The following is a 19,008-nucleotide window of genomic DNA, read 5'->3' as shown; positions in this document are numbered from 1 at the left end:
AAATTGACGGTAATTATCATGTGGGTTAAATGCAAAGACAAAATGCCGGAAGATATGATGCCTGTAATCGCATTGTATCTGGGATGCTGGCCGAGACGTGGAAACCGTGAAATAACCGAGGCTAACGCAGTGGATGGCGAATGGGAAGATCTTCCCGACAACGTTGTTATTGTTGGATGGATGCCGATCCTTGACACAAAACATTTATTGATCGCAGAGTGCTATGCAAGTTTAAATCTCAATGCAACTCCCAACCGCTCTCTTGGAAGCATCCAAACCAGCGACCTTCCCGACATATCCGAATGCATTTTTGAAGGCGATTATTCCGAGATAAAGTGAACAAAGTGGCATATAGTGAGGATCTAACCAGTCCGCTTCGCCTATCCCGAGATCGACATACATGGAGTTTTCTGTAACGCATATCCTACGGAGGCGATCCGTTTTCCATGTTAGACCGGAAAGCTGGGAGGCGTAGCTGAAACGGAAAAGCCCAGATTTACGCTGGGCTTTCAAGTCCTCAAGGGAAAGGTGGAAAGCAATAAGGCCTCTTGGGCAACAAGATTATGTTAGGTTTTTGTGACTAACCTGTCAATTACAAGCCTCACTCAAAAAATGTCGAGGTGGGGCAATTAATCACCACTAACTGACCAATCGAATACATGACGGCCTCTCACTCAAAACAGTTATCATCTGGCAACCTAATTAAAACACCACCGCTAACCAGATCAGCAATGATTATCTGCATTTGCAGCACAAATCTATCGTCAAGATTAGTGCGCATATGACCCGCCAAAATTTCTGCTAACTGCTTTACTGACAAGGATTCTTTTTTCACCGACTCCAACAGCAAGCTCGTGGCCGCGTTAAGCTGCATAAACTTAACTTGATCATTTTCACTTCTGAATACCACAATAAACGTTGGCACCCAAGACTCGTGAAATCAGTCCATTGGACGGCATGAAGCGCATGCAGTATCGTGGCACCATCGATCACGTCGTTGATGAAGTAGATTGGTTGGAGTAACCAAGCGAGTGAATTACGTTATGAACCGTGCCAGCGCTCCATCAGGAATGTTACAAGACTATGTGAGGCATTCACCGCAAGGCGCGCCTCTGCTACGGTAATCGTTGGTGGCTCTATGCCTCGACCATGCACAGAGCCGATATGGGTTCGGTAAGCCCCAATGCCATCGACGATAGACGCCAATCCTTGGAGGATTTTTTTCTGGTCATCTTCCAGTGTTGGATCAATATTTAGCCCCATATGACCTTGAACCACTTTCCATAAAGGAGCAATAGATTGTTTGGCAGGCATATCCAACGTGAAGGTTTCAATATAAGTTTTACACAAGGCTTCAATAATCGAACTTGCAGCAGTAATCGCTGCATGAGGATCACGATCCAATTGCGATACCGCGCGATTAAATTCAGCTTCAACCGATGCAAAATCACCCGCCTTAAAAAAATCTGCCAATGACTTTGTGGCAAGATTGGCCCCGGCCAAAGTAATGAACCCATTTAATTGATAGCTCAATTGATTTCTGGCAAGACTCTCGATTATTTGCTGTTGACCTTCAGCGATTTGGGAGTTGGATGGACTTAAATACATAAATTTCTGGATAACCAATCCAAGAATAGCAAGTGGATTTAACGTTTCATCATCATTGCAACGCTTCAACCATACGCTGCATTTTGTTTCCAGGTTACCTTCCGGCGGCTCACCGGGTGCACCTGCGCTCATGAGCAATACATTTAATTTGGAATGACTATGATAGTGCTCAGCAAGTACTGAAGACACCGCGCCAATGACTGAATTTGGTATTGAATGCGCCATAAACTTCGCTCAAATTTCTTTATCTTATCCATCAATATTTTTTAATTGTGATGCAGGACAGGATACATCTAATCCGAACGCATCCAGTAAAACGATGGCTTTTTGAATCATTCGCAAGTATTCATCTTTTTCTGGCAATTTGCGCTTACAAGATAGTCCATTGGCAATCAGCCACTCTTGTATTTCAACAAGTGAATTTTCTGTAACGCCATGCGATAGCAGAGTTTCTGCGGTAATGTTAGAGACATACTGTGGCGTAAGCTCATCAGGTGAATGTAACTTCAACTGAAACACTAAGTCATTCCGCAATACTCTACGGAGTGCATTTTTTGGCGAAGCCAATACAGCTGTTGCTGCATTAATATATTTTTGTGGATTGGCTCGAATATATTCAATATCCCAGCGTAATTTCAAATTGCGGCAAAAACGAGGAAGCGCACCTCGTGCTTGGGCAGTTGTAAGACCATTTGTTTTCGCTGCATCAGCGACCGATCGACCTTGTGCAATTGCAATCAGAATACTTGCTTTGATCATATCAGAAATCATATCTTCCCCATTACGCAGTTATTTATAAGTCGCTCAAGCGGAGCTACTGTTTTAGGCAAGGTAGTTAAGGATTTGCTTGTAATCGTATAGCAACGCGGATCTTGCTTCCTCGTTGAGCTGAGTCAGCTTCGGATTTGGCTTTTCAGTGTGAATAATTGTGAATCGTTGATGCCACTCACTGTGCATATCAACAAAAACTGTTCTGCTTGTCGATGAAAATTGGTTAGCGGTGATATCTATATCAATCTCGCCCAACATAATCCAGATATGCCGTTGTGATTTTTTAAAACGGTTTTCGCCGGTGACAATTTTCAGGGACGACACACCGCCTGCTTCTATCAGGAACTTTGCCAATAAATAAGAGACAACCTCGCAGCAATTAACGGGAAACAGATCCAGTAAATCAAATTGGAATCCATCCGCTTTTGCTTTCAGTATGGCCTTTCGAAACAAGAAAACCGATAGATGTAAATCCATGGCGGGCAGTGAAAGAAGTTAGTAGAACGCGCCAGTATAATTCATTGACGACTGGCTGGGAGTGGCTGTTTCAGCGGGATGTATCGATATCATCCTGAAGCGAGTCGATAAGGACTTCCAAACCCTCGTGAGGATCAACACCTAACACTTGGCAATACCTCACAAACTCCACCACTTCAATTTTCCGTCGATCCTGCTCCATCTTGCCCAGCACAGAATGATGGCGCCCCATCGCCAAAGAGGCTTCGCGGAGCGTCAAACCACTGACTTCCCGCTGCTTTTTTAGCCAGATGCGGAGCTTTTCGTAGTGAGGTGAGTAAGGAGATGATTTCATTGTCTCGATGATAGAGACAGGATAGAATGGCGCGAAATTCGAGACATGAGGCGTCAATCTCTATCATGAAATCCCTCACCGTTAAGTCCGGGCTGCTTTCAGCGTTATCAACACTCGTAAACCGAGAGTTCACGGTACACCAGCTCACAGATGGGTATTCCGATCTATTTACCCAGTGGTTCCAGCTTGAGTGGCCCAATCAATCCGGTTGAGCGGCCCACAGTCTGAGTAAGTGCTCTATGTCATTTGATGTGTTCGTTTCACTTTCCCTGGGCCAATGCTTAGGCTAAAAATCAACCATCCGATTTGCTTTAGGAGTTGGGGTTGAGGTTACCGCTTCCCCGCAAAAATTCCAAAAAACCAGATAGCACAGAGGTTTTAAGATGAGTAGGACGGTTATACCCATCGACTTCAATATTCAGCTTTTGGTAGCGCACATAAAACTCAAATGCTGAATCAGTTATTTCTGAGAAATCTACAGGTTTAACATTATCATCACCTTTTTTCTTAGCGTCTTTGACGGCTCGCCACATAAAGGCATTTACTTTTTCAGGCGAATTGTCCGCCAGCAAGAGTTTAAGTTTTGCGTTGCTGGGTGAATAATTTTGTAGGTCAAGACCACTTTTACGAGAATGATAGATCGTATATTCAATAACCTCACAAGCCAAAATCTCTTGATATAGTGCCTTCAGGTACAGAATGTAGTCGAAGGAATGGCGCATTAAACGAGTTATTTTTTCTGCACTTTCGTACACATAAGCTTCTAATTCCTGCTCTGCGCTAGCCGGACATTTAATAAAAAGCATTCCCGTTGCGTCTTCAAATGGAAAGGTCGGCTCAATTAGCTTGAACTGAATAGCTCCTTCATCAATCAACTTTGCAATGCAACTTTTTACATAACTTTCAATAGGTGCGTAACCGCGGTCAATGATTTGATCTTCGCTCAAATATAATTCATTTGGTTTAAAGCACATTGCGAGAGCCACCAGCATAATCATCTGCTCAAACTTTTTCTGGCTCACTTGCTCAATCATGTGCACTCCCCATAGTACGATAAATACACTCCCCTGAATCTAGTTGTATAAATAAAATACAGCAGGAAATGGGAGCTATAGACCGTGGAATGATAGGCACTAAAACCTGATAGTTCTAGCTTTTAAGTGGGGCTATCATGAAAGATGCACATTTGGTCGCCTTTGGTAGGGCCATAAGGGAGCTACGAAAGGACAGAGGGCTATCTCAAGAGGCCTTTGCCGATCTTACCGGTATCGATCGTAGCTATATGGGTCATATTGAAAGAGGCGAGAAAAACGTGACTCTTACCAAGATTTATCAGATCTCAACTGCTCTCGATATGCCCCTTCACGTAATATTTGAACGCGTTAAATAGTTAGTTAGATTCGTTACTTCGGGGGGAGCTTTCTGCGTTCTGCTGCCAAACGAAATCCTTCAGGCACAGGCTTGAACTTGTCGCCTTCTTGTGGCCATCGTTTAGCTCGGCTTTGGAACGCTCTTAGCGCGTCTATATCCAAAGTGGCTGCTACCACATAGTCGTTCTCACCTCCGCGTAAACGAGCTATATCACGCATAAAAGACTCTTTGGCTGGGGATCTGACTCGACTATCGCCATACTTTCGGTTATTCACCAAAACGGTATACGCATGTACATCAAGGGCCGCAGATTCAATTAAGGAGGAAAACGTCTCTAAATCTTGGTTCCAGCTGAGAACCATTAGGGCATCTACTGCTCCCTGGAACCGTAATCGAGCAGTCGCGTTTTGTAGCTCGGAGCAAATCATTACTCCAAAATTCACTCCATTGTGATTATAAACAGGCTTCCTTGATTTTTTTGCTAATACTTCCGAAATCGCCCAATACTTTCCATACTTCGCATGAAGCTCTTTGTCTTCATTGACTGCCGGACGCAATTTAGGTTGCCAGATTTTAACTGATGCAGGGTAACCTAGCCGGTTGTCGCAGAGCGCTAAAACAACCTCGCTTTTTAATAGGTTATCGGGCGAATGTCGATACTCTGTGCCAGCGATCAAGCTAATGCCGGCAGCGTTTAAGCGCGCTGCAATGCTATTCACCCAGCGCAATGGGATCGATAATTCTGGAAATAGTACATAATCAGGTTTTGGCGAAAGCTTCAGTGTTTCATTTACCAGCTTAGATAAGCGCTGATATCTGGTCCGTGAGAAATTTGATCTATCGCATGCCATTGAGGCCCAATCTGAATCTTCTGTTTTGATATTCGTTAAAGCTACGACAATTTTGTGTTTTTTGTCAGTTCCGATTTTTAAATACTTTCTCCGCTTCCCTGATATTTCTGGTTCGCTGTCATCTTGCTGAGTTGCAATGAGCGTTGGCTTAATCCACACACCTCGGATGGCCTGCGTATACTTTGCCCAAGTCACGCATGGTTTTTCACTGAGTGAGCTTCCATCCGCAGCAGGCAAGCCCACACACTCGGGGGCTAACTCAGATATTTCAGAGGGAGTTAGTGGTCGTGTTGGGAATAAATAAGGTAATCGGCTCTCATGTTTGCGATTGGCTTGTTTAATTTCGCTAAGCCTACGATCTTCAGTTGACCTTAAAAATTCATTAAGTACCTCTACATCGATTAAAGATGTAGAACTAAATATCTCAAGTATTCGGTTTTCCTTCTTTTTATTGGGCTTCTTTATGAGCATTTCTGCTGACTTATATTGAATAATTCGTTTGTATGGTTCCTTAGCAAGATCAGCCAACGCTACTAGAGGTGCTTTAGAGTCAAACTCTGCGGTATCAAAACGAAAATCTAGCATTTCCTCAAAGCCAGTGAGGCTATCAAAAACACCCTGTAAAAAAAGATCGGCTAAACGTTTTTCTTTTTGTGAGCGCTCTCTTAAAAAAAGTTTGTCGGGGGCGTAGTAACGTGTTGCAGCATCAATAAACAACCAGGTTAAAGTGTCTTTAACATAGCTCCAAAAATTTACTCCCGCTTTTGCATCACAACCATTTATTGCGACGGTTTCTCCGGTGGTCACCGTAGATGCCAGTGATTCGATAGCCTTATAGGCTTTCAGCGCTATTTGTTCGGCTTGGTGCCATTCGTTCATGCTGATGGCAAAACCAAGTAAACGCGGTAAATAGTTAAAATGGTCAAATAGATTATCTGCCCTTAGAATATGGTTGTGCGCAAATTGATAGAACTCTTCTCGCTGCTCTCTCCATTCTTTTGGCGGTAAATCACGTGCAAGAGTTTCAACGTGACGCAGTTGCAAAGACCAACTCAAGCGCCTAATTGTTAGGCCGTCAGCGCGTCTTAGCGTGTCCGCATTTTCACCAACACTGCCTGCAGCAGATAACACTTTTGCAGCGGTTGAGTCATCCAACTGGTCAGGGGACGGCATAAGCCGATGCTCGCTAGATAGCTCATAAATTTCTTTTTCAATGCTGTCCAGTAAATCTATACCAGCGCGCCCTTGTAATAAAAAGAGCTTTTGTTTATCCGACTGCAGTCTAATTAATGAATTACCTTGAATTTTCTTCCCTTGCTGTATTTGCCACATCTGGCCATCTTCAGTAACTTTGCTGATGCACTTCTTTCCAAGTCGCTCCTGTAACAGCGCCATAAAATCTTGGCTATTGGCAATGTTGCCCGCATCACGTATCACTAGGAACATATCATCAACGTAACGTCCATAATGAATTGGGGACAGTTTTTCAATGATAAGCCGATCCCAGTAATGTAATAATACATTAGAGATTATTCGGCTGGCGGTTAACCCAATTACCAAGCCACCCTTGATGTCATATTCTTTTCCAGCTATCTGTTTTCCAAATTTCGATGCCCCATCTGACCAATATTTTAGAAAGTTGGCTAGCTGAGTAGTGAACTCAAGCTCTTCGTCAGTTAATTCAACACCTAACTCCTCCTGTAAATATTTAGATACCAATGCAAGAGGGTCGATAAAATGGTAGTAGCTTTTTAGGTCTAGTGAGACGGCAATAATATCGTGATCTTTTTCTAATTCATCCCGAATCGCCCTTAATCCATCTCCGCGCCATTTTTGATATGGTTGGAAATAAGGAGAAAATGAGCCTATCGAACTAATATGAAAAGGCTCATCTTGTTCCTCGCTAAAGAGCTCGTCATTTCGAACTCGTTTTAGTCGCGCGCCATAACAATAATCGTCAAGCTTGGCATCGAATTTATGCCCAACTGTATTTATCCATAGCGCAGATATTATGTGGCTGTCTACTGGGAAATCACCCACTATTCGAAATTCGGGTGTTAGATTGAAGTTCTTAAATAAGTGCCCAACAGCGCGCTCGGGGTTGGAAAAATGAACGTGACCATTTTCTTTGACGTCAGTCTTTGGTTTTGTAGATAATTTTTTAGGTAAAAGGCGAAACTTGCCTACAAGGTCTACATCCTTTTCAAAGCCTGCACTGCTCTGAAGTAGAGCCAATAGATTGCTTAAGTTTTCCAGTAAATTCTGTTCATACTCAGCAAACTTTATGGCTGTTGGAAAAGTGTTCTCAAAGAAGCAGTCCGCTTTTGCTTTGCGGTAGGCCACAAGCAGATCTTCTATTGTTAAATTATCCCGTCCGGAAAAAGTTTCCCTATATGTCATGAATTATTTTCCCTAATCTAAGTTTTGCACTGAATTGGCTAGTCGTCTTTCTTGGCCGATTGGTGTGGTATAAAATCGTTGCTCAATGCCATAAAGCAATAATTTCAGGTCTTCGTCGGTAGATATTTCAAATTTGTTGGTTTCCTTGTCGAGCTTTAATTTTTCTCCGCAATATCCGTCAATATAAAAAAAGATACCGTTTTTATCTGCCTCAGGCATTGCATCTAATGTCGCTATGGCGAGTGCCACGCGCTTTCTGTTAGGTTTTGATACCTTCTCTAAACCATAACCATTAGCCAGCTCGATAAATGACTCATCCAAAAACCCTTCCACTTCTTCTTTTGTCGCCTCTTTATAGAGTTCATCTATACCAGGAAATATGCTCGAAATAGTGGCGAGATTGCGAAATATTAATGCGTCTATGGCTTCAAAATATACGGCGTCTGGTTTCGAATTAATCACCAATCGATTACCAGTTTCTTCCACTTTAGCTGCCTCACCGAAAACGACAGTTTTCTTTTTAATAAATAGAGAGGGTGTTATTTTTTGAAAGTAAAAGTTATTTCCCTGTACAGCAAATATGTACGCAATCTTAGTAAATTGATCTTTTTTTAGGTCGCTGTAATCTTTTGAATCAAAAACGCCCTTCAAAAGACCAACACAATATGGCTTTTGACTAAATAGTTCGATCTTAAACCAAGAGTCTTCATCCAAATTATGATCTGGATTGTATGGGACACAGGCTGCAAGATTTACTGAAATGGTTTCGAAAAGCGTATGATCTGACACCAATTTCATGTAGGGATTCTTTCGAGGTCCTCTAACTTTTACCAGTACGTGATCCATGTCTATCCTCGCTCAATAAATGTATAGTCATTAATTCTATAGGCCTTCGGTATATCAACCTCATCAGGCTTTTTATATTTATGACGACTGATTAAAAAAATATTTGTTCCATTTTTAGTCTCTATATTGTAAAACTCATAACCAAAAATAAGAAATAACGGATTGAAGTAGAGCGCTTGCGATAGAAAAGTAAATAGAAACAATACACCGTAGACAAAAAATAATGCATCCCAGCTTCCAATACTCAGCGCCACAAAAAAGTAACCAAGATAGCTAGGAAGAAAACTGTTGTTCGCGTGTTCGATACCATATATCTCACCTCCTTTAAATTCATCTTTTCCAAGTCTTGTGCTTAAAATAATGCTTACGCCAGTTAGCAGCACTGGGATTAGAAAATAGAACCCGTAAGAAACTCCGCTGGGGATATGCGATAGCCAATAATTCCCCAAAAAAAAGTGATTCAAGGAATATCCCTTTTGGACAAGAAAAACTATCACCAATAGAGATGTGGCATTAAACGTTAGCAATAGCCGAAACAGGAGATTCATGGTTTCACTGTTACCTGGTCGTTCATTAGCATGGGGAGGAGCCAATCACGAAGAATACAAAGCTGCATATTTTCTTTGGTTGCAGCTTCAATTTTCTCGAAAACTGGTTCTGCTATTGCAGAAAATTTCCCGATAATTGCTCGATCTTTCGGAAGGGCAAGTTTGGTGTATTCAATGTCGTTAGAAACAATCGAGCTGAATACTGAGCCGCTTGCTTTCACTTCAAGATGATGGATAAGCTCTTTGGTCAAGAAAAATAGAAATGTATAGCTGATTCCTTTCTTAGCCTTTAGGGCGTAACAGGATTGGTTCATGGCCATGGGTGCGGAATTGAGTGCTAATCGGCCCACAGACCCTCTTGCCGTGATAAAAACGGTGAATTTCTCGAAGAGCCGAGTGCTACTTTTCTTTAACCCTTCTTCTGTGATGTAGTCTGCTGTGGCTACAGAGAAAATATTATTGTCAGAATCGCTTGGTGTAAAGAAAGGAATTTTACCATTCCAATACTCTGGCTTTGCTTTCGTTGGTGTGCCGCCACCTAGTAGGTCGGCGACGCTTAGCACGTTACTCGCTTCCCACCCCACCGGTATTTCTCGCTTCAGGGTTGGGTTGTAAGACATTTTTCCACCAGAAGTTTTGTAGGGCTTACCGTTTGCGCTTGGGAAATCGAACTGTACAAACCAGTAGTCGTACAGGGTTTTGGTCAATGCCTCAAGTTCGGCGTTGATGCGCTTGTTGACTTCGATTTTATTGTCGATACAACTCAAGAGGTTCGCTACTAATTTTTGCTCTTCGAGTGGCGGAATACGTAGCGGAAAACTAGGCAGTTCATTTAGAGCAATACGATCTACGGTAGCTCCGGTTATCGTATTTGCCTTTAATATTTGTTGAAATGCAGGAGATAGATAAGCATATAAAAGATATTCAGGAACCACCTTTTCTTTGTGGGGCCTTAGCAACCCCATACGTCTACCCAAGCAAGCCTTTACACCTGCGGGCATTAATGCTGCTTCTCCAAGTCTGGTTTCATAAGAGAACAGCAGATCGCCTTCTTCAGGTGTTACTCTTTTAGTCCATTGTTTAAAATCTTCTTCGCTCAGAAAAGCTGATCTGGATAAGTCTAGTCGTCCCTTTTCCAGACTTGAAATACTGAGAAAATAAGACCCTGAATCTAATTTTTTAGGGGTTGCATGAGGCCCATCAAAGACTTGGGAGATATCTCCAATTGTAGACATGTAGTTACGCATTAAACCTTAACCCCGCCAACTGCTTCTTTATCTGCACTTCTAGTTTTCGAGATTGGCTAAACAAGCTATCCAAGTTGCTAGCAAAGCCTTGCATTTTTTCAGTGAACTGCTCTGGGGTAATATCGACGTATTCGATTTTTATATCGAAGTACTGGCCGGCACTCAGGCTGTAGTTTTTGGCTTCAATTTCATCATAGCTGACAGCAACTGAAAAATGCTCAACAGCCTGTTTGGCATTAAATGTATTAATGATGCGAAGCTCTTCAATCTGGCTGAGAACAGTTTTCTGACTTTTACCGTCTTTGATTTTCTCGCCCAAGTTTGATGCATCAATCAGCACTACCTTACCTTTGTTACTGTCATCCATAAACAGGATTGATACGTTGGTGCCAGTGGTGGCAAAGATGTTTGAAGGCATTGAGACTACGCCAGCAAGCATTTTGTTTTTCACCAGATGCTCGCGAATACCTTTGTCGATACCTGATTGCGCAGTAATAAAACCCGTGGGAACCACCACCGCCGCTTTACCTCCGGGCTTGAGCGAGTGGATAATGTGCTGCAAGAACAATTGGTAGATCGCCATTTTGTCTTTTGCTGCTTTAGGTACATTGGGAATACCCACAAAAAAGCGTGCTTTGCTTTCTTTGTTATCCAACTCATCGCGGAAATCGCTGAAGTCTAGCTTAAACGGGGGATTAGAGACGATATAGTCAAAGCGCTTTAGGGCTTTGCCGTCTTTATGATAGGGATGAAGTACTGTATTACCTTGAATTACATTCGGGATGGAGTGCACCAAATTATTTAAAATTAAATTTAAGCGCAAAAGGTTTGAAGATTTTTGTGAAATGTCTTGGGTATAAATGCTGCAGCGGTTTTCTCCAATGGCGTGAGCGACATTCATTAACAGGGTGCCAGAGCCAGCTGATGGGTCGTAACAGGCAACGTTCTTTACTTTGCCGCGCCGGGCCTGCGGCACTAGAATTTCGGCCATGATTCTTGCGACTGCATGAGGGGTAAAATACTCGGCATATTTACCACCGGAATTGCTGTTGTAGTCTTTAATCAAGTACTCAAAGATGGTGGCGTAGAAATCGAATTTTTGAGTGAATATACGCTCAAAGCTGAATTCAACCAATTTGTTGATGATGGCGCGACAGAAATTATCGCGTTTTGAATCATCAGCAATGTATTGACTAATCCGGTCGAACAGCACCACTTTAGCACCGCCGTCAGTTTTTACTGCGAAGACATCATTATTTGTGATGGCGATATCCATTAGGGTGTCGTCAAATAACTTGGCGAAATCGGGCGAGTTCTGTTGGCTGAACAGATAGCTGATAAAGTGGTGGGGGTTCAAGCGTGCAGTATCGCCGCCCATTTGCAGTTGGAGCATTTCCAGCTCATCTTCGCTCATTGCGATCAGCGCTTCTTCCCACTTTTCAGCGTTGGCGACCTTCTTATCTATTTTCTTTGCTTCAAAGGCAAATTTGTCATTCAGGAATTTGTACAGAAAAGTTTGGGTAATGATTTTGAATTCATTGCCATCGTTACCCAAGCCATAGTTGGCACAGATGCTTTTTAAACTATCAATGAGAGTTTTAGTTTTTTGCTGAAATTCGAGTTCTACCACGGTGTATTCCTAGTGTGTTACAGGCGTTACCAATATTGGTTGCCTGTATTAAATTCTTTTAAGTATTCGGCAACGACCAAATGATTGATGTATCGTGAGGCATCAGGGTTAAGTTTGATCTGTTGCTCATTCATAAAACGGTTGATTACCAGCGGCATCATCTGGCGTTCAAAGTAGCTTTCGTTGTCGAGCATTTGGCTGTTATTTAGTACTTGCTGATCTGCATCATGCTTTATCCCAACTAGCGCTTCAAAAATTTTTCGCTCCGAATCGCTGATATCGTGTTGTGATTTTTGGCGTTCTTGTAGGCGTTTGTGAATACGGGTGTATTTTGTATCACCCAAGTATTTTTGCCGTAGTTGGTTATTCTGCCGGTTTAGCTCTTTAACTCGAACATGAATTTTATTCAGCGCATCAATATTGGCGACCATTTCATCCTGAGTGACTTCACTTAGGTTTTTCTTCTTAAACAAGCGTTCCAGCTCTTCTTTTAAACTGATGAACTGCGGGTCTTGCTGATCAAAGTTGCTCGCTAACGCTTCGCGGGTTTGGCGTAAGGTGTTTTTAAGTTTATCAGCCAGAACAAGTTCTTCTTGACCGATTTTAACAAACTTGAAAATGACGTCTTCTAGTGCTCGGTTCAGTAAATTGCTGGTATCGGTACCTTGTTCCAAATCTTCTTTTAAATTTAGGAGATCAAGGTGATTGCTGGTTTCGCGATACAGCACGTTGAGCTTGGCAAAATCCAATTGATCTAGAAACGTATAGTCGCCTTGCAGGCGAATTATGTTGTATAGGCTGCGAGCATCGGCCAAAGCTTTTTTCAGTGCGAGTACAGAATCGCGATCCTGAATTTGGCTGATTTGATTGCAAAACTCTTCCATGTTGTCGGTATTAAAACGAAACAACACGTCTTTGATGCATTCAATCTCTTGCTTAATTTCGTCTGGCGATTTGAACAGATGTGAGTAGTGCTCCATTTCATCGCCGAGTTCAGCCTGAAGCTCATCAAAATAGGCTTTATTGGTGGCATCAAACTCCTTTTTAATATCAGCAAAATCGACTACATAACCATAACGAAAATTTTTATAGGTTCTGTTTACACGAGTAAGCGCTTGCAACAAATTATGTTTGCGGATTACGCGTCCGAGGTAAAGCTTTTTCAAGCGTTTAGCATCAAAGCCCGTGAGCAGCATGTTGTAAACAAACAGAAAATCAATCTTGCCAGCTTTAAAATCTTCTACCCAGTTTTTGCGTTCTTCTTTAGTACCGATATCGTGCAGGATAAGCGCGGCATTTTTTACTTTCTGGGCTTGCTTCTCTTTGGCTGCATAACTGTCAGGTGTAGCGGAAGCTATTAAGTCTTGGGCTGAATCCCTAAGATCATAAGGTGAAGTAACGGGCTCAGCGTAAACGCTATTGAAAATCTCGAACATCTGCTTGGCTTGTTCAGAGCTGTCACAGATCACCATGCCGCCAATACTGGCATCATTTAATGTGCCACGACTTTTTTCGAAGTCAGTAACTATGTAGTGCAGCATCGGCTCAACGAAACTCGTATGGGCATAAATAAGCTTACGATCAACATCGCCCATTTTTACTTCAGCTTCTTCTAAAGCCTGCTGCAATTGTATTTTGTATTGGGTTGAAATTTCCTCGCGGATTAGGCGCAAGGTGTAACCATCGGCTATAGAGGCGTTGTAGTAGTACTTGTGAATGTAATCACCAAACAATACACGCGAGTTGTAGTCATCACCCAATAGCGGCGTGCCCGTTAAGCCAATTTTTATGGCATTGATATCGGACTGGCTTAGATTCGCCAGGAAACTACCTTTGGGGTTATAGCTGCGATGCACTTCATCTAGAAAGTAAACACGCTGAATCGCGACGTTATAATCTTTGGTAGAAATAACATCTGGATCATCTTTGAACTTCTGGATATTAACCACGGTAATTTCGGGCTTTCCAGAATGGTTGTGTATCACCTGGGTGGCTTTGATATCACGAGTAAATGCGTCACGCGAATTGATGAGATGCACAGTTAAGCCGCGCGCAGTGAATTCGCGGTGCGCTTGCTGTAGCAGATCTAACCTATCAACAATAAAGTAAAACTTAGGGATGACCTGCTGCTTCTGAAAGTAGTCAGTTAAAAAGCGCACGTTGTAAAAGGTGAGCGCCGTTTTGCCGCTGCCCTGGGTATGCCAAATAATACCTTTTTTAACACCTTCATCGAATTTGCGCTCAATGGCTTTGGTTGCAAACATTTGTGGGTAACGCATGATGTGCTTTTGCAAACCATCCGTTTCAGAAACATAGGTTAATGCGTAACGCAAGATAAAAGCGAGCCTAGATTTACTCAGTAAAGAGGTACATATGCGGTTGGTTGGTCGGCTTGGCTCTTTGTTGGTTAGGAACTCGGGGTTACTGCGAATAACTTCAAGATTGTTGTCTTTAAGTACCAATAGCTCCTCTTTATCCGACAAACGCTTTAACAAACGAGTAAGGTCTAACTCTTCTTCTTCACGGAAATAGTTAAATACTGGTTTGTGATAGGAACTACTCGCATAGAAAGCGCCTTGAACTGGTTCTGGATCGCCGTCGTCATACTCCATGTTATTGGAGAAAATCATAAACTGCGTGATATTGGCAAAGCGATAAAATTTGGAGTTTTGGAAACGCGTATTGATGCGCTCGCGCTCGGCCAGAATACCTTCGCGATTATTCGGCTTTTTAACCTCGATAAAAATCAACGGCATGCCGTTAATCAGCAATGTTATATCTGGACGGAACTCTTCATCGCCGTTCTGACAGGTCAACTCCGTAACTACATGGAAGGTATTATTTTGAAAGTTTTCAAAGTCGATCAGCTTGATGTTAGAGAGATCAGATAGGCGTTCAAAAAAGGCGCGGCCAAGATCTTCATTGTCGAGCAGCAGCTTTACATCTTCAAGCACACGTCCAGCATTCGTATCTTCGATGCCGGGATTGATCTTGGCAATTGCTGTTTTGAATAGTGTCGGAAATATATTGGTATCCAGATCCCAGTTTTGACCAGTCAGTGACAGGTACTGATACCCCAGCCTCATCAGGTGGAGAATGGTTGGGATCTTAACGCGGGTATCTTCGTTGAACTTCATAGCTATCCTTAGATATTTTAATTGGTACCATGGACATATTTGTGGCCAATTTTAATCCCGTTTTCTCTTAATATATTTGCGGGTCTAATTGATAACCGATGCAGCCCCAGAGAGAACAAAAAACAGATGGCGAACATGATTCCAGAAAACAACATCTCAAGCGCAAGGTTATTGCCTCGAATAAATAGTAAAAAAGAGAATAAGATAGCCTCTAAAGTACAAAGAACTATCAAAATAACGCAGGCCAGTATTCCCAGCCAGTCAGAATACAGAGTTACAGGCTTTCCCTTTTTTACCGATAAAGCAGCACTACGTTTCAATACCTTGATATTAAGATCGGTAAAATCAAATAGCTCTTTAATTGCGATAACTTGGCAGCGTTGCTCATACGAAGCATCAAATCCAAATCGTTCTATAAAATAGAACTCATTGTTGATTGCTAATTGATTCAGGACTGCCATAGATGACTGCTGCTTCCATGTATGGTGATGAGAATAAGTGGTTACTGAATAATCATTATAATTGTGTCCAGCATTCTTAATGTTATAGCCAGAAACATCTTGATCTATATCGGTGTCAACCATGACGTTCACCATTATTTATTTTCAATGAAATTATTGCCAGCATTCTTTATATTTGGGCCTTTAATCTTTTGTTTTATTATTGTTTTAGCTGGCGACGATTGATTATCTATAGATGCAGAGTCACGCCCAGCAACCATTGCCGCTAAAGGGTCATTGTGATTGGCCTGAAAATGAACTAATGCAGCTGATAATACTTCTCGGGCTCTTGCTATCGGATCTTGATGGGCTACAAAACCATTGTATAAGCCAGAAACTAATGCACTTTTTTCATTAGCTTTTGATAACTGATCGAGAAGCATTTGACGTGCTGCAGGTGATGATTGCTTTGTAGTTGATCTACCTAGCAACTCTTCAACCAAAATGAGTGCCTCTGGATTTCCTTCTGCGGCAAGACGAGCCAACTCCACTCTTAATACGACAATACGAAACCACTCACCATCAATAGTAGACGCACCATTAATGTGCCCCTGGCCCAATAAAAGCCAATCAAGACTTACTTGGTATTCTATTGCCAGCCGTGTAAGGAACTCGGTGCCGGGTTTTTTGGTGCCACGAATCATATTACTAATAAAGGTTGGCGATGCATCCAAGCCCTTAGCAAACTCGCCTTGCGTTAGCCCCCGAACCACTAGCAAATGAGCGAGGCGTAGCTCGAATGTATCTAGCATGTCTTTCACCGTTGCGCTGCTCAATAGTTTATATATATACTCTAGTGAGCGATATATTATGATTAGGTAAAGATGTTTATGCCAAATATAACAGATTCAACACCTAGTGACCCTTCAAGCGAGTCAGATGCCATATCAATAATCTTTCGTTTAAAGCGCTTGGGGCTAACACAGGCGCAGTTAGCGCAAGATCTGTCCGTGAGTCCAAGTACCGTTAACAACGTGATTCATTCACGGGCCACATGTTTTCCAGTGGCCCATCACATTGCCGACCTTTTGAAGACGAGCGTCCATACGTTATGGCCCAATCGCTATGTCTTTAAGCCGAGACCTAATAACAAACCAAATATCGCAGATAAAACAAGGGGGTAGCGAAACATGACCTAACACATCAGTATTGAAAAATTAGGCCGTGGAAAAGAACGAGGGCCCCAAAGCGCTAACTTTGGGCCCCTCGAAGAGATGTCAAACCTTGCAGCTCGACGTCTCTATTGTCTAATCCAATTGGTGTAGCGTCAAGCTACCCGGCCTTCTGTTGCCAAATGATTGGTATATGGCATTAAAAGCCCATCAGCCAGGGGTTTTAATGCAAGAGGAGACGGTATGAGAACAGCAGTTACTATCCAGCGGGAAATCGTAAGAATTTTAACCAAGTACAAACTGAGCAACCGTGAGATCGCAAAAAGGGTTGAAGTAACCCATAAAACCGTTGCAAGCATTCGCTTGAAACTGAAGCATTGCAGCACTGAAACTGATGAGCTGTTAGCACTTGATGATGATGCGTTTCAAAAGCACTTAGGTACCTGCTCCAAACCTATTGGTACAGATCGCATCATTCCAGACTGGTCATATATTCAAAGCCAGCTACAGCTCAATGATATGACTCTGAGCTTATTGTGGGAGGAGTATCGTTATCAAAATAGAGATCAGATTGGTAGATGCCTAGAAATTTCTAGGTTTTGTCAAAGATATAACAATTGGCTGAGTGACCAGCGAATTAGCATGCGACAACTTCATAAACCAGGCGATAAGTTTTATGTGGACTTTTGCGGAAGAACTGTACCAATAGTCGATAGGTGCAGTGGTTCAGTTTCGAAGGCAAATGTGTTTGTGGGGGTATTGGGTGCATCTGGCTACAAGTACGTTTGCGCAACGCCCAGTATGACTAGCTCAGACTGGATTAGGGGGAGTGTTGGGGCTTTTGAATACTTTCAGGGTGTACCTCAGCAGATAATTCCAGATAACCCTAAGGCAACTGTGATTCAGAATACCTCCGAGAAGATAATAATTAATCGAGCGTTTGCAGATTTTGCAAATCATTACGATGTAATTGTGAATCCCGCAAGACCAAGAAGGCCAAAAGATAAATCACTGGCAGAGATTGGCGTTCAGATAGTGCAACGCTGGATGCTGGCAGCATTACGCCATCATGTTTTTTTTAGCATCGATGAGCTCAATACTGAAATTGCAATCCGATTAGACCGGCTAAATGCCAAGCAAACAAAAACATACCCTTCAGTAAGAATTGAACGATTCAATCAATTGGATAGCCTGCGCGTTTGGAAATCAAGCCTGCAGATTGAGCTATTTAACTTATTATATAACTGCAACTCAATTATTTGAGGACATCTCAAAGGCAAATGCAGAGGGTGTATTACCAAAGCTTCGAAGATCGCTGGTTAAAAACCAACTATTAATAATTGATGACTTTGGACTTGGCGGAGTGGATAACTCGCTCGGGCCAACATTGCTTAATATTATTGATCAACAGCTGGCTAATGGATCGCTTCTAATAACAAGTCAATATCCAACGAGCAAATGGCAAGAGTTCTTTAAAGATCCAACCGTAGCTGATGCAATCCTTGATAGAGTAATTCATCAGTCACAAACGCTAAAACTTCAGGGAGAATCAATGAGGAAAGTTAAGGCTAAAGTTAAATAGAAAGTAGCCGCCCTAAATGGGGCGGCGATTTCGATGTTGGGCCATAAGAATTACGATAGTGGGGAAGTTGGTCTACTATATTGGGCCACAGAGACTGGAATGGGTGGGGAAGTTACTACGGAATATGCACACAGAAGCCTATTTGAATGATCCGTCATGTCTTCATAACTCCAAAAAGGCCGCTCGCCAATTTGTGTATCGGAATATGCTTCGCCTTATCGATAATGGTGAGTTGACGCGGGTTGTAGTGCATGGCGGCTGGCCTTTGTACCGGCTAATACCCCAGTTTCAACCACTAGCGGCAGAGGCTTCCGATGTAACTTCTGTACGGCATACAGCTTCCGAGAAAGTCACAGTCGTAAACAACAGCTCCCGCCAAAGCCTGCAAGAACGCTTGAACCGGCATAAGTTGGAAATGCTGACAGTAATGGGTGAAACCGAAGAATACGATGCAATTTGCAGTGAAATACCCGAGCTGAGGAATGATGTACAATCACTGTATAACCAGTCCCGCGATAAGCGCTCCAAACTGCTCGGGCGCGTGAAAGCCCTTGAGAGTCTACTGGTAAGGGAAACGGGATTGGCTCAATGAAG

20 protein-coding genes are annotated in these 19,008 nt (G+C 42.5%); 6 read left to right on the top strand and 14 right to left on the bottom strand.

Going from position 1 to position 19,008, the window contains the following annotated elements; genetic code table 11:
- Positions 1-18 precede the first annotated feature (18 nt).
- On the top strand, positions 19-339 hold the full coding sequence (locus AC0KUT_RS09860) for a hypothetical protein (RefSeq protein WP_488835520.1): 321 nt from the start codon (positions 19-21) through the stop codon (positions 337-339).
- A 331-nt stretch (positions 340-670) separates the two neighbouring features.
- Here the strand turns inward: AC0KUT_RS09860 and AC0KUT_RS09855 are convergent, their stop codons facing one another.
- The 6 genes from AC0KUT_RS09855 to AC0KUT_RS09830 all read right to left on the bottom strand — a co-directional run bounded on the left by AC0KUT_RS09855 (position 671) and on the right by AC0KUT_RS09830 (position 4,224).
- Entirely contained in the window at positions 671-874 is a 204-nt protein-coding gene (locus AC0KUT_RS09855) for a hypothetical protein (RefSeq protein WP_488835519.1), read from the bottom strand.
- A gap of 167 nt (positions 875-1,041) precedes the next feature.
- Positions 1,042-1,833: an abortive infection family protein gene (locus AC0KUT_RS09850; RefSeq protein WP_488835518.1), complete on the bottom strand. Its 792-nt coding sequence runs from the start codon at positions 1,831-1,833 to the stop codon at positions 1,042-1,044.
- A gap of 24 nt (positions 1,834-1,857) precedes the next feature.
- Positions 1,858-2,379: a hypothetical protein gene (locus tag AC0KUT_RS09845; protein WP_488835517.1), complete on the bottom strand. Its 522-nt coding sequence runs from the start codon at positions 2,377-2,379 to the stop codon at positions 1,858-1,860.
- Between the two features lie 51 nt (positions 2,380-2,430).
- Entirely contained in the window at positions 2,431-2,856 is a 426-nt protein-coding gene (locus AC0KUT_RS09840) for a hypothetical protein (protein WP_488835515.1), read from the bottom strand.
- A 70-nt stretch (positions 2,857-2,926) separates the two neighbouring features.
- Positions 2,927-3,190 (bottom strand): helix-turn-helix domain-containing protein, encoded by a 264-nt coding sequence (locus AC0KUT_RS09835; RefSeq protein WP_488835514.1) that lies wholly within the window; start codon positions 3,188-3,190, stop codon positions 2,927-2,929.
- A 311-nt stretch (positions 3,191-3,501) separates the two neighbouring features.
- Complete coding sequence (locus AC0KUT_RS09830; RefSeq protein WP_488835513.1) at positions 3,502-4,224, bottom strand: hypothetical protein; 723 nt, start codon at positions 4,222-4,224, stop codon at positions 3,502-3,504.
- Positions 4,225-4,361: 137 nt separating this feature from the next.
- Here AC0KUT_RS09830 and AC0KUT_RS09825 point away from each other — a divergent pair, with 137 nt between their 5' ends.
- On the top strand, positions 4,362-4,580 hold the full coding sequence (locus AC0KUT_RS09825) for a helix-turn-helix domain-containing protein (RefSeq protein ID WP_488835512.1): 219 nt from the start codon (positions 4,362-4,364) through the stop codon (positions 4,578-4,580).
- Positions 4,581-4,593: 13 nt separating this feature from the next.
- Here AC0KUT_RS09825 and AC0KUT_RS09820 read toward each other — a convergent pair whose 3' ends face one another.
- Genes AC0KUT_RS09820 through AC0KUT_RS09785 form a run of 8 tightly spaced genes read right to left on the bottom strand, consistent with a single transcriptional unit; the run spans position 4,594 to position 16,472 of the window.
- Positions 4,594-7,812 (bottom strand): hypothetical protein, encoded by a 3,219-nt coding sequence (locus AC0KUT_RS09820; protein ID WP_488835511.1) that lies wholly within the window; start codon positions 7,810-7,812, stop codon positions 4,594-4,596.
- Positions 7,813-7,824: 12 nt separating this feature from the next.
- Positions 7,825-8,658, bottom strand: a complete 834-nt coding sequence (locus tag AC0KUT_RS09815) for a hypothetical protein (RefSeq protein ID WP_488835509.1) — start codon at positions 8,656-8,658, stop codon at positions 7,825-7,827.
- A gap of 2 nt (positions 8,659-8,660) precedes the next feature.
- Positions 8,661-9,206 carry a hypothetical protein gene (locus AC0KUT_RS09810; RefSeq protein WP_488835508.1) on the bottom strand — a complete coding sequence of 182 codons (546 nt, stop codon included), beginning with the start codon at positions 9,204-9,206 and terminating at the stop codon, positions 8,661-8,663.
- A complete protein-coding gene (locus AC0KUT_RS09805; RefSeq protein WP_488835506.1) occupies positions 9,203-10,453 on the bottom strand; it encodes a restriction endonuclease subunit S in 1,251 nt (416 codons plus the stop codon). The genes AC0KUT_RS09810 and AC0KUT_RS09805 overlap by 4 nt, the downstream gene beginning before the upstream one ends.
- Positions 10,446-12,083 (bottom strand): HsdM family class I SAM-dependent methyltransferase, encoded by a 1,638-nt coding sequence (locus AC0KUT_RS09800; protein WP_488835505.1) that lies wholly within the window; start codon positions 12,081-12,083, stop codon positions 10,446-10,448. The genes AC0KUT_RS09805 and AC0KUT_RS09800 overlap by 8 nt, the downstream gene beginning before the upstream one ends.
- Positions 12,084-12,109: 26 nt before the next feature.
- On the bottom strand, positions 12,110-15,220 hold the full coding sequence (locus AC0KUT_RS09795) for a type I restriction endonuclease subunit R (protein ID WP_488835503.1): 3,111 nt from the start codon (positions 15,218-15,220) through the stop codon (positions 12,110-12,112).
- Positions 15,221-15,237: 17 nt separating this feature from the next.
- A complete protein-coding gene (locus AC0KUT_RS09790; protein WP_488835502.1) occupies positions 15,238-15,804 on the bottom strand; it encodes a hypothetical protein in 567 nt (188 codons plus the stop codon).
- A gap of 11 nt (positions 15,805-15,815) precedes the next feature.
- Positions 15,816-16,472, bottom strand: a complete 657-nt coding sequence (locus tag AC0KUT_RS09785; RefSeq protein ID WP_488835700.1) for a helix-turn-helix domain-containing protein — start codon at positions 16,470-16,472, stop codon at positions 15,816-15,818.
- A gap of 72 nt (positions 16,473-16,544) precedes the next feature.
- Between AC0KUT_RS09785 and AC0KUT_RS09780 the strand changes: the two genes are divergently transcribed.
- From AC0KUT_RS09780 to AC0KUT_RS09765, 4 genes are all read left to right on the top strand, one after another.
- Positions 16,545-16,844, top strand: coding sequence for a helix-turn-helix domain-containing protein (locus tag AC0KUT_RS09780; protein ID WP_488835500.1), 300 nt, complete (start codon positions 16,545-16,547; stop codon positions 16,842-16,844).
- A 231-nt stretch (positions 16,845-17,075) separates the two neighbouring features.
- A complete protein-coding gene (gene istA / locus AC0KUT_RS09775) occupies positions 17,076-18,095 on the top strand; it encodes an IS21 family transposase (protein ID WP_488835499.1) in 1,020 nt (339 codons plus the stop codon).
- Positions 18,052-18,414, top strand: coding sequence for an ATP-binding protein (locus AC0KUT_RS09770; RefSeq protein WP_488835497.1), 363 nt, complete (start codon positions 18,052-18,054; stop codon positions 18,412-18,414). Before istA ends, AC0KUT_RS09770 begins: the two co-directional genes overlap by 44 nt.
- Positions 18,415-18,538: 124 nt before the next feature.
- On the top strand, positions 18,539-19,006 hold the full coding sequence (locus AC0KUT_RS09765; protein ID WP_488835496.1) for a hypothetical protein: 468 nt from the start codon (positions 18,539-18,541) through the stop codon (positions 19,004-19,006).
- Positions 19,007-19,008: the final 2 nt, after the last annotated feature.

It is taken from the genome of Cellvibrio sp. 25HG11W-0, from assembly GCF_057815475.1.
Note: the sequence above shows the minus strand (reverse complement) of the source record. Positions and strands in the feature narration are given on the sequence as shown.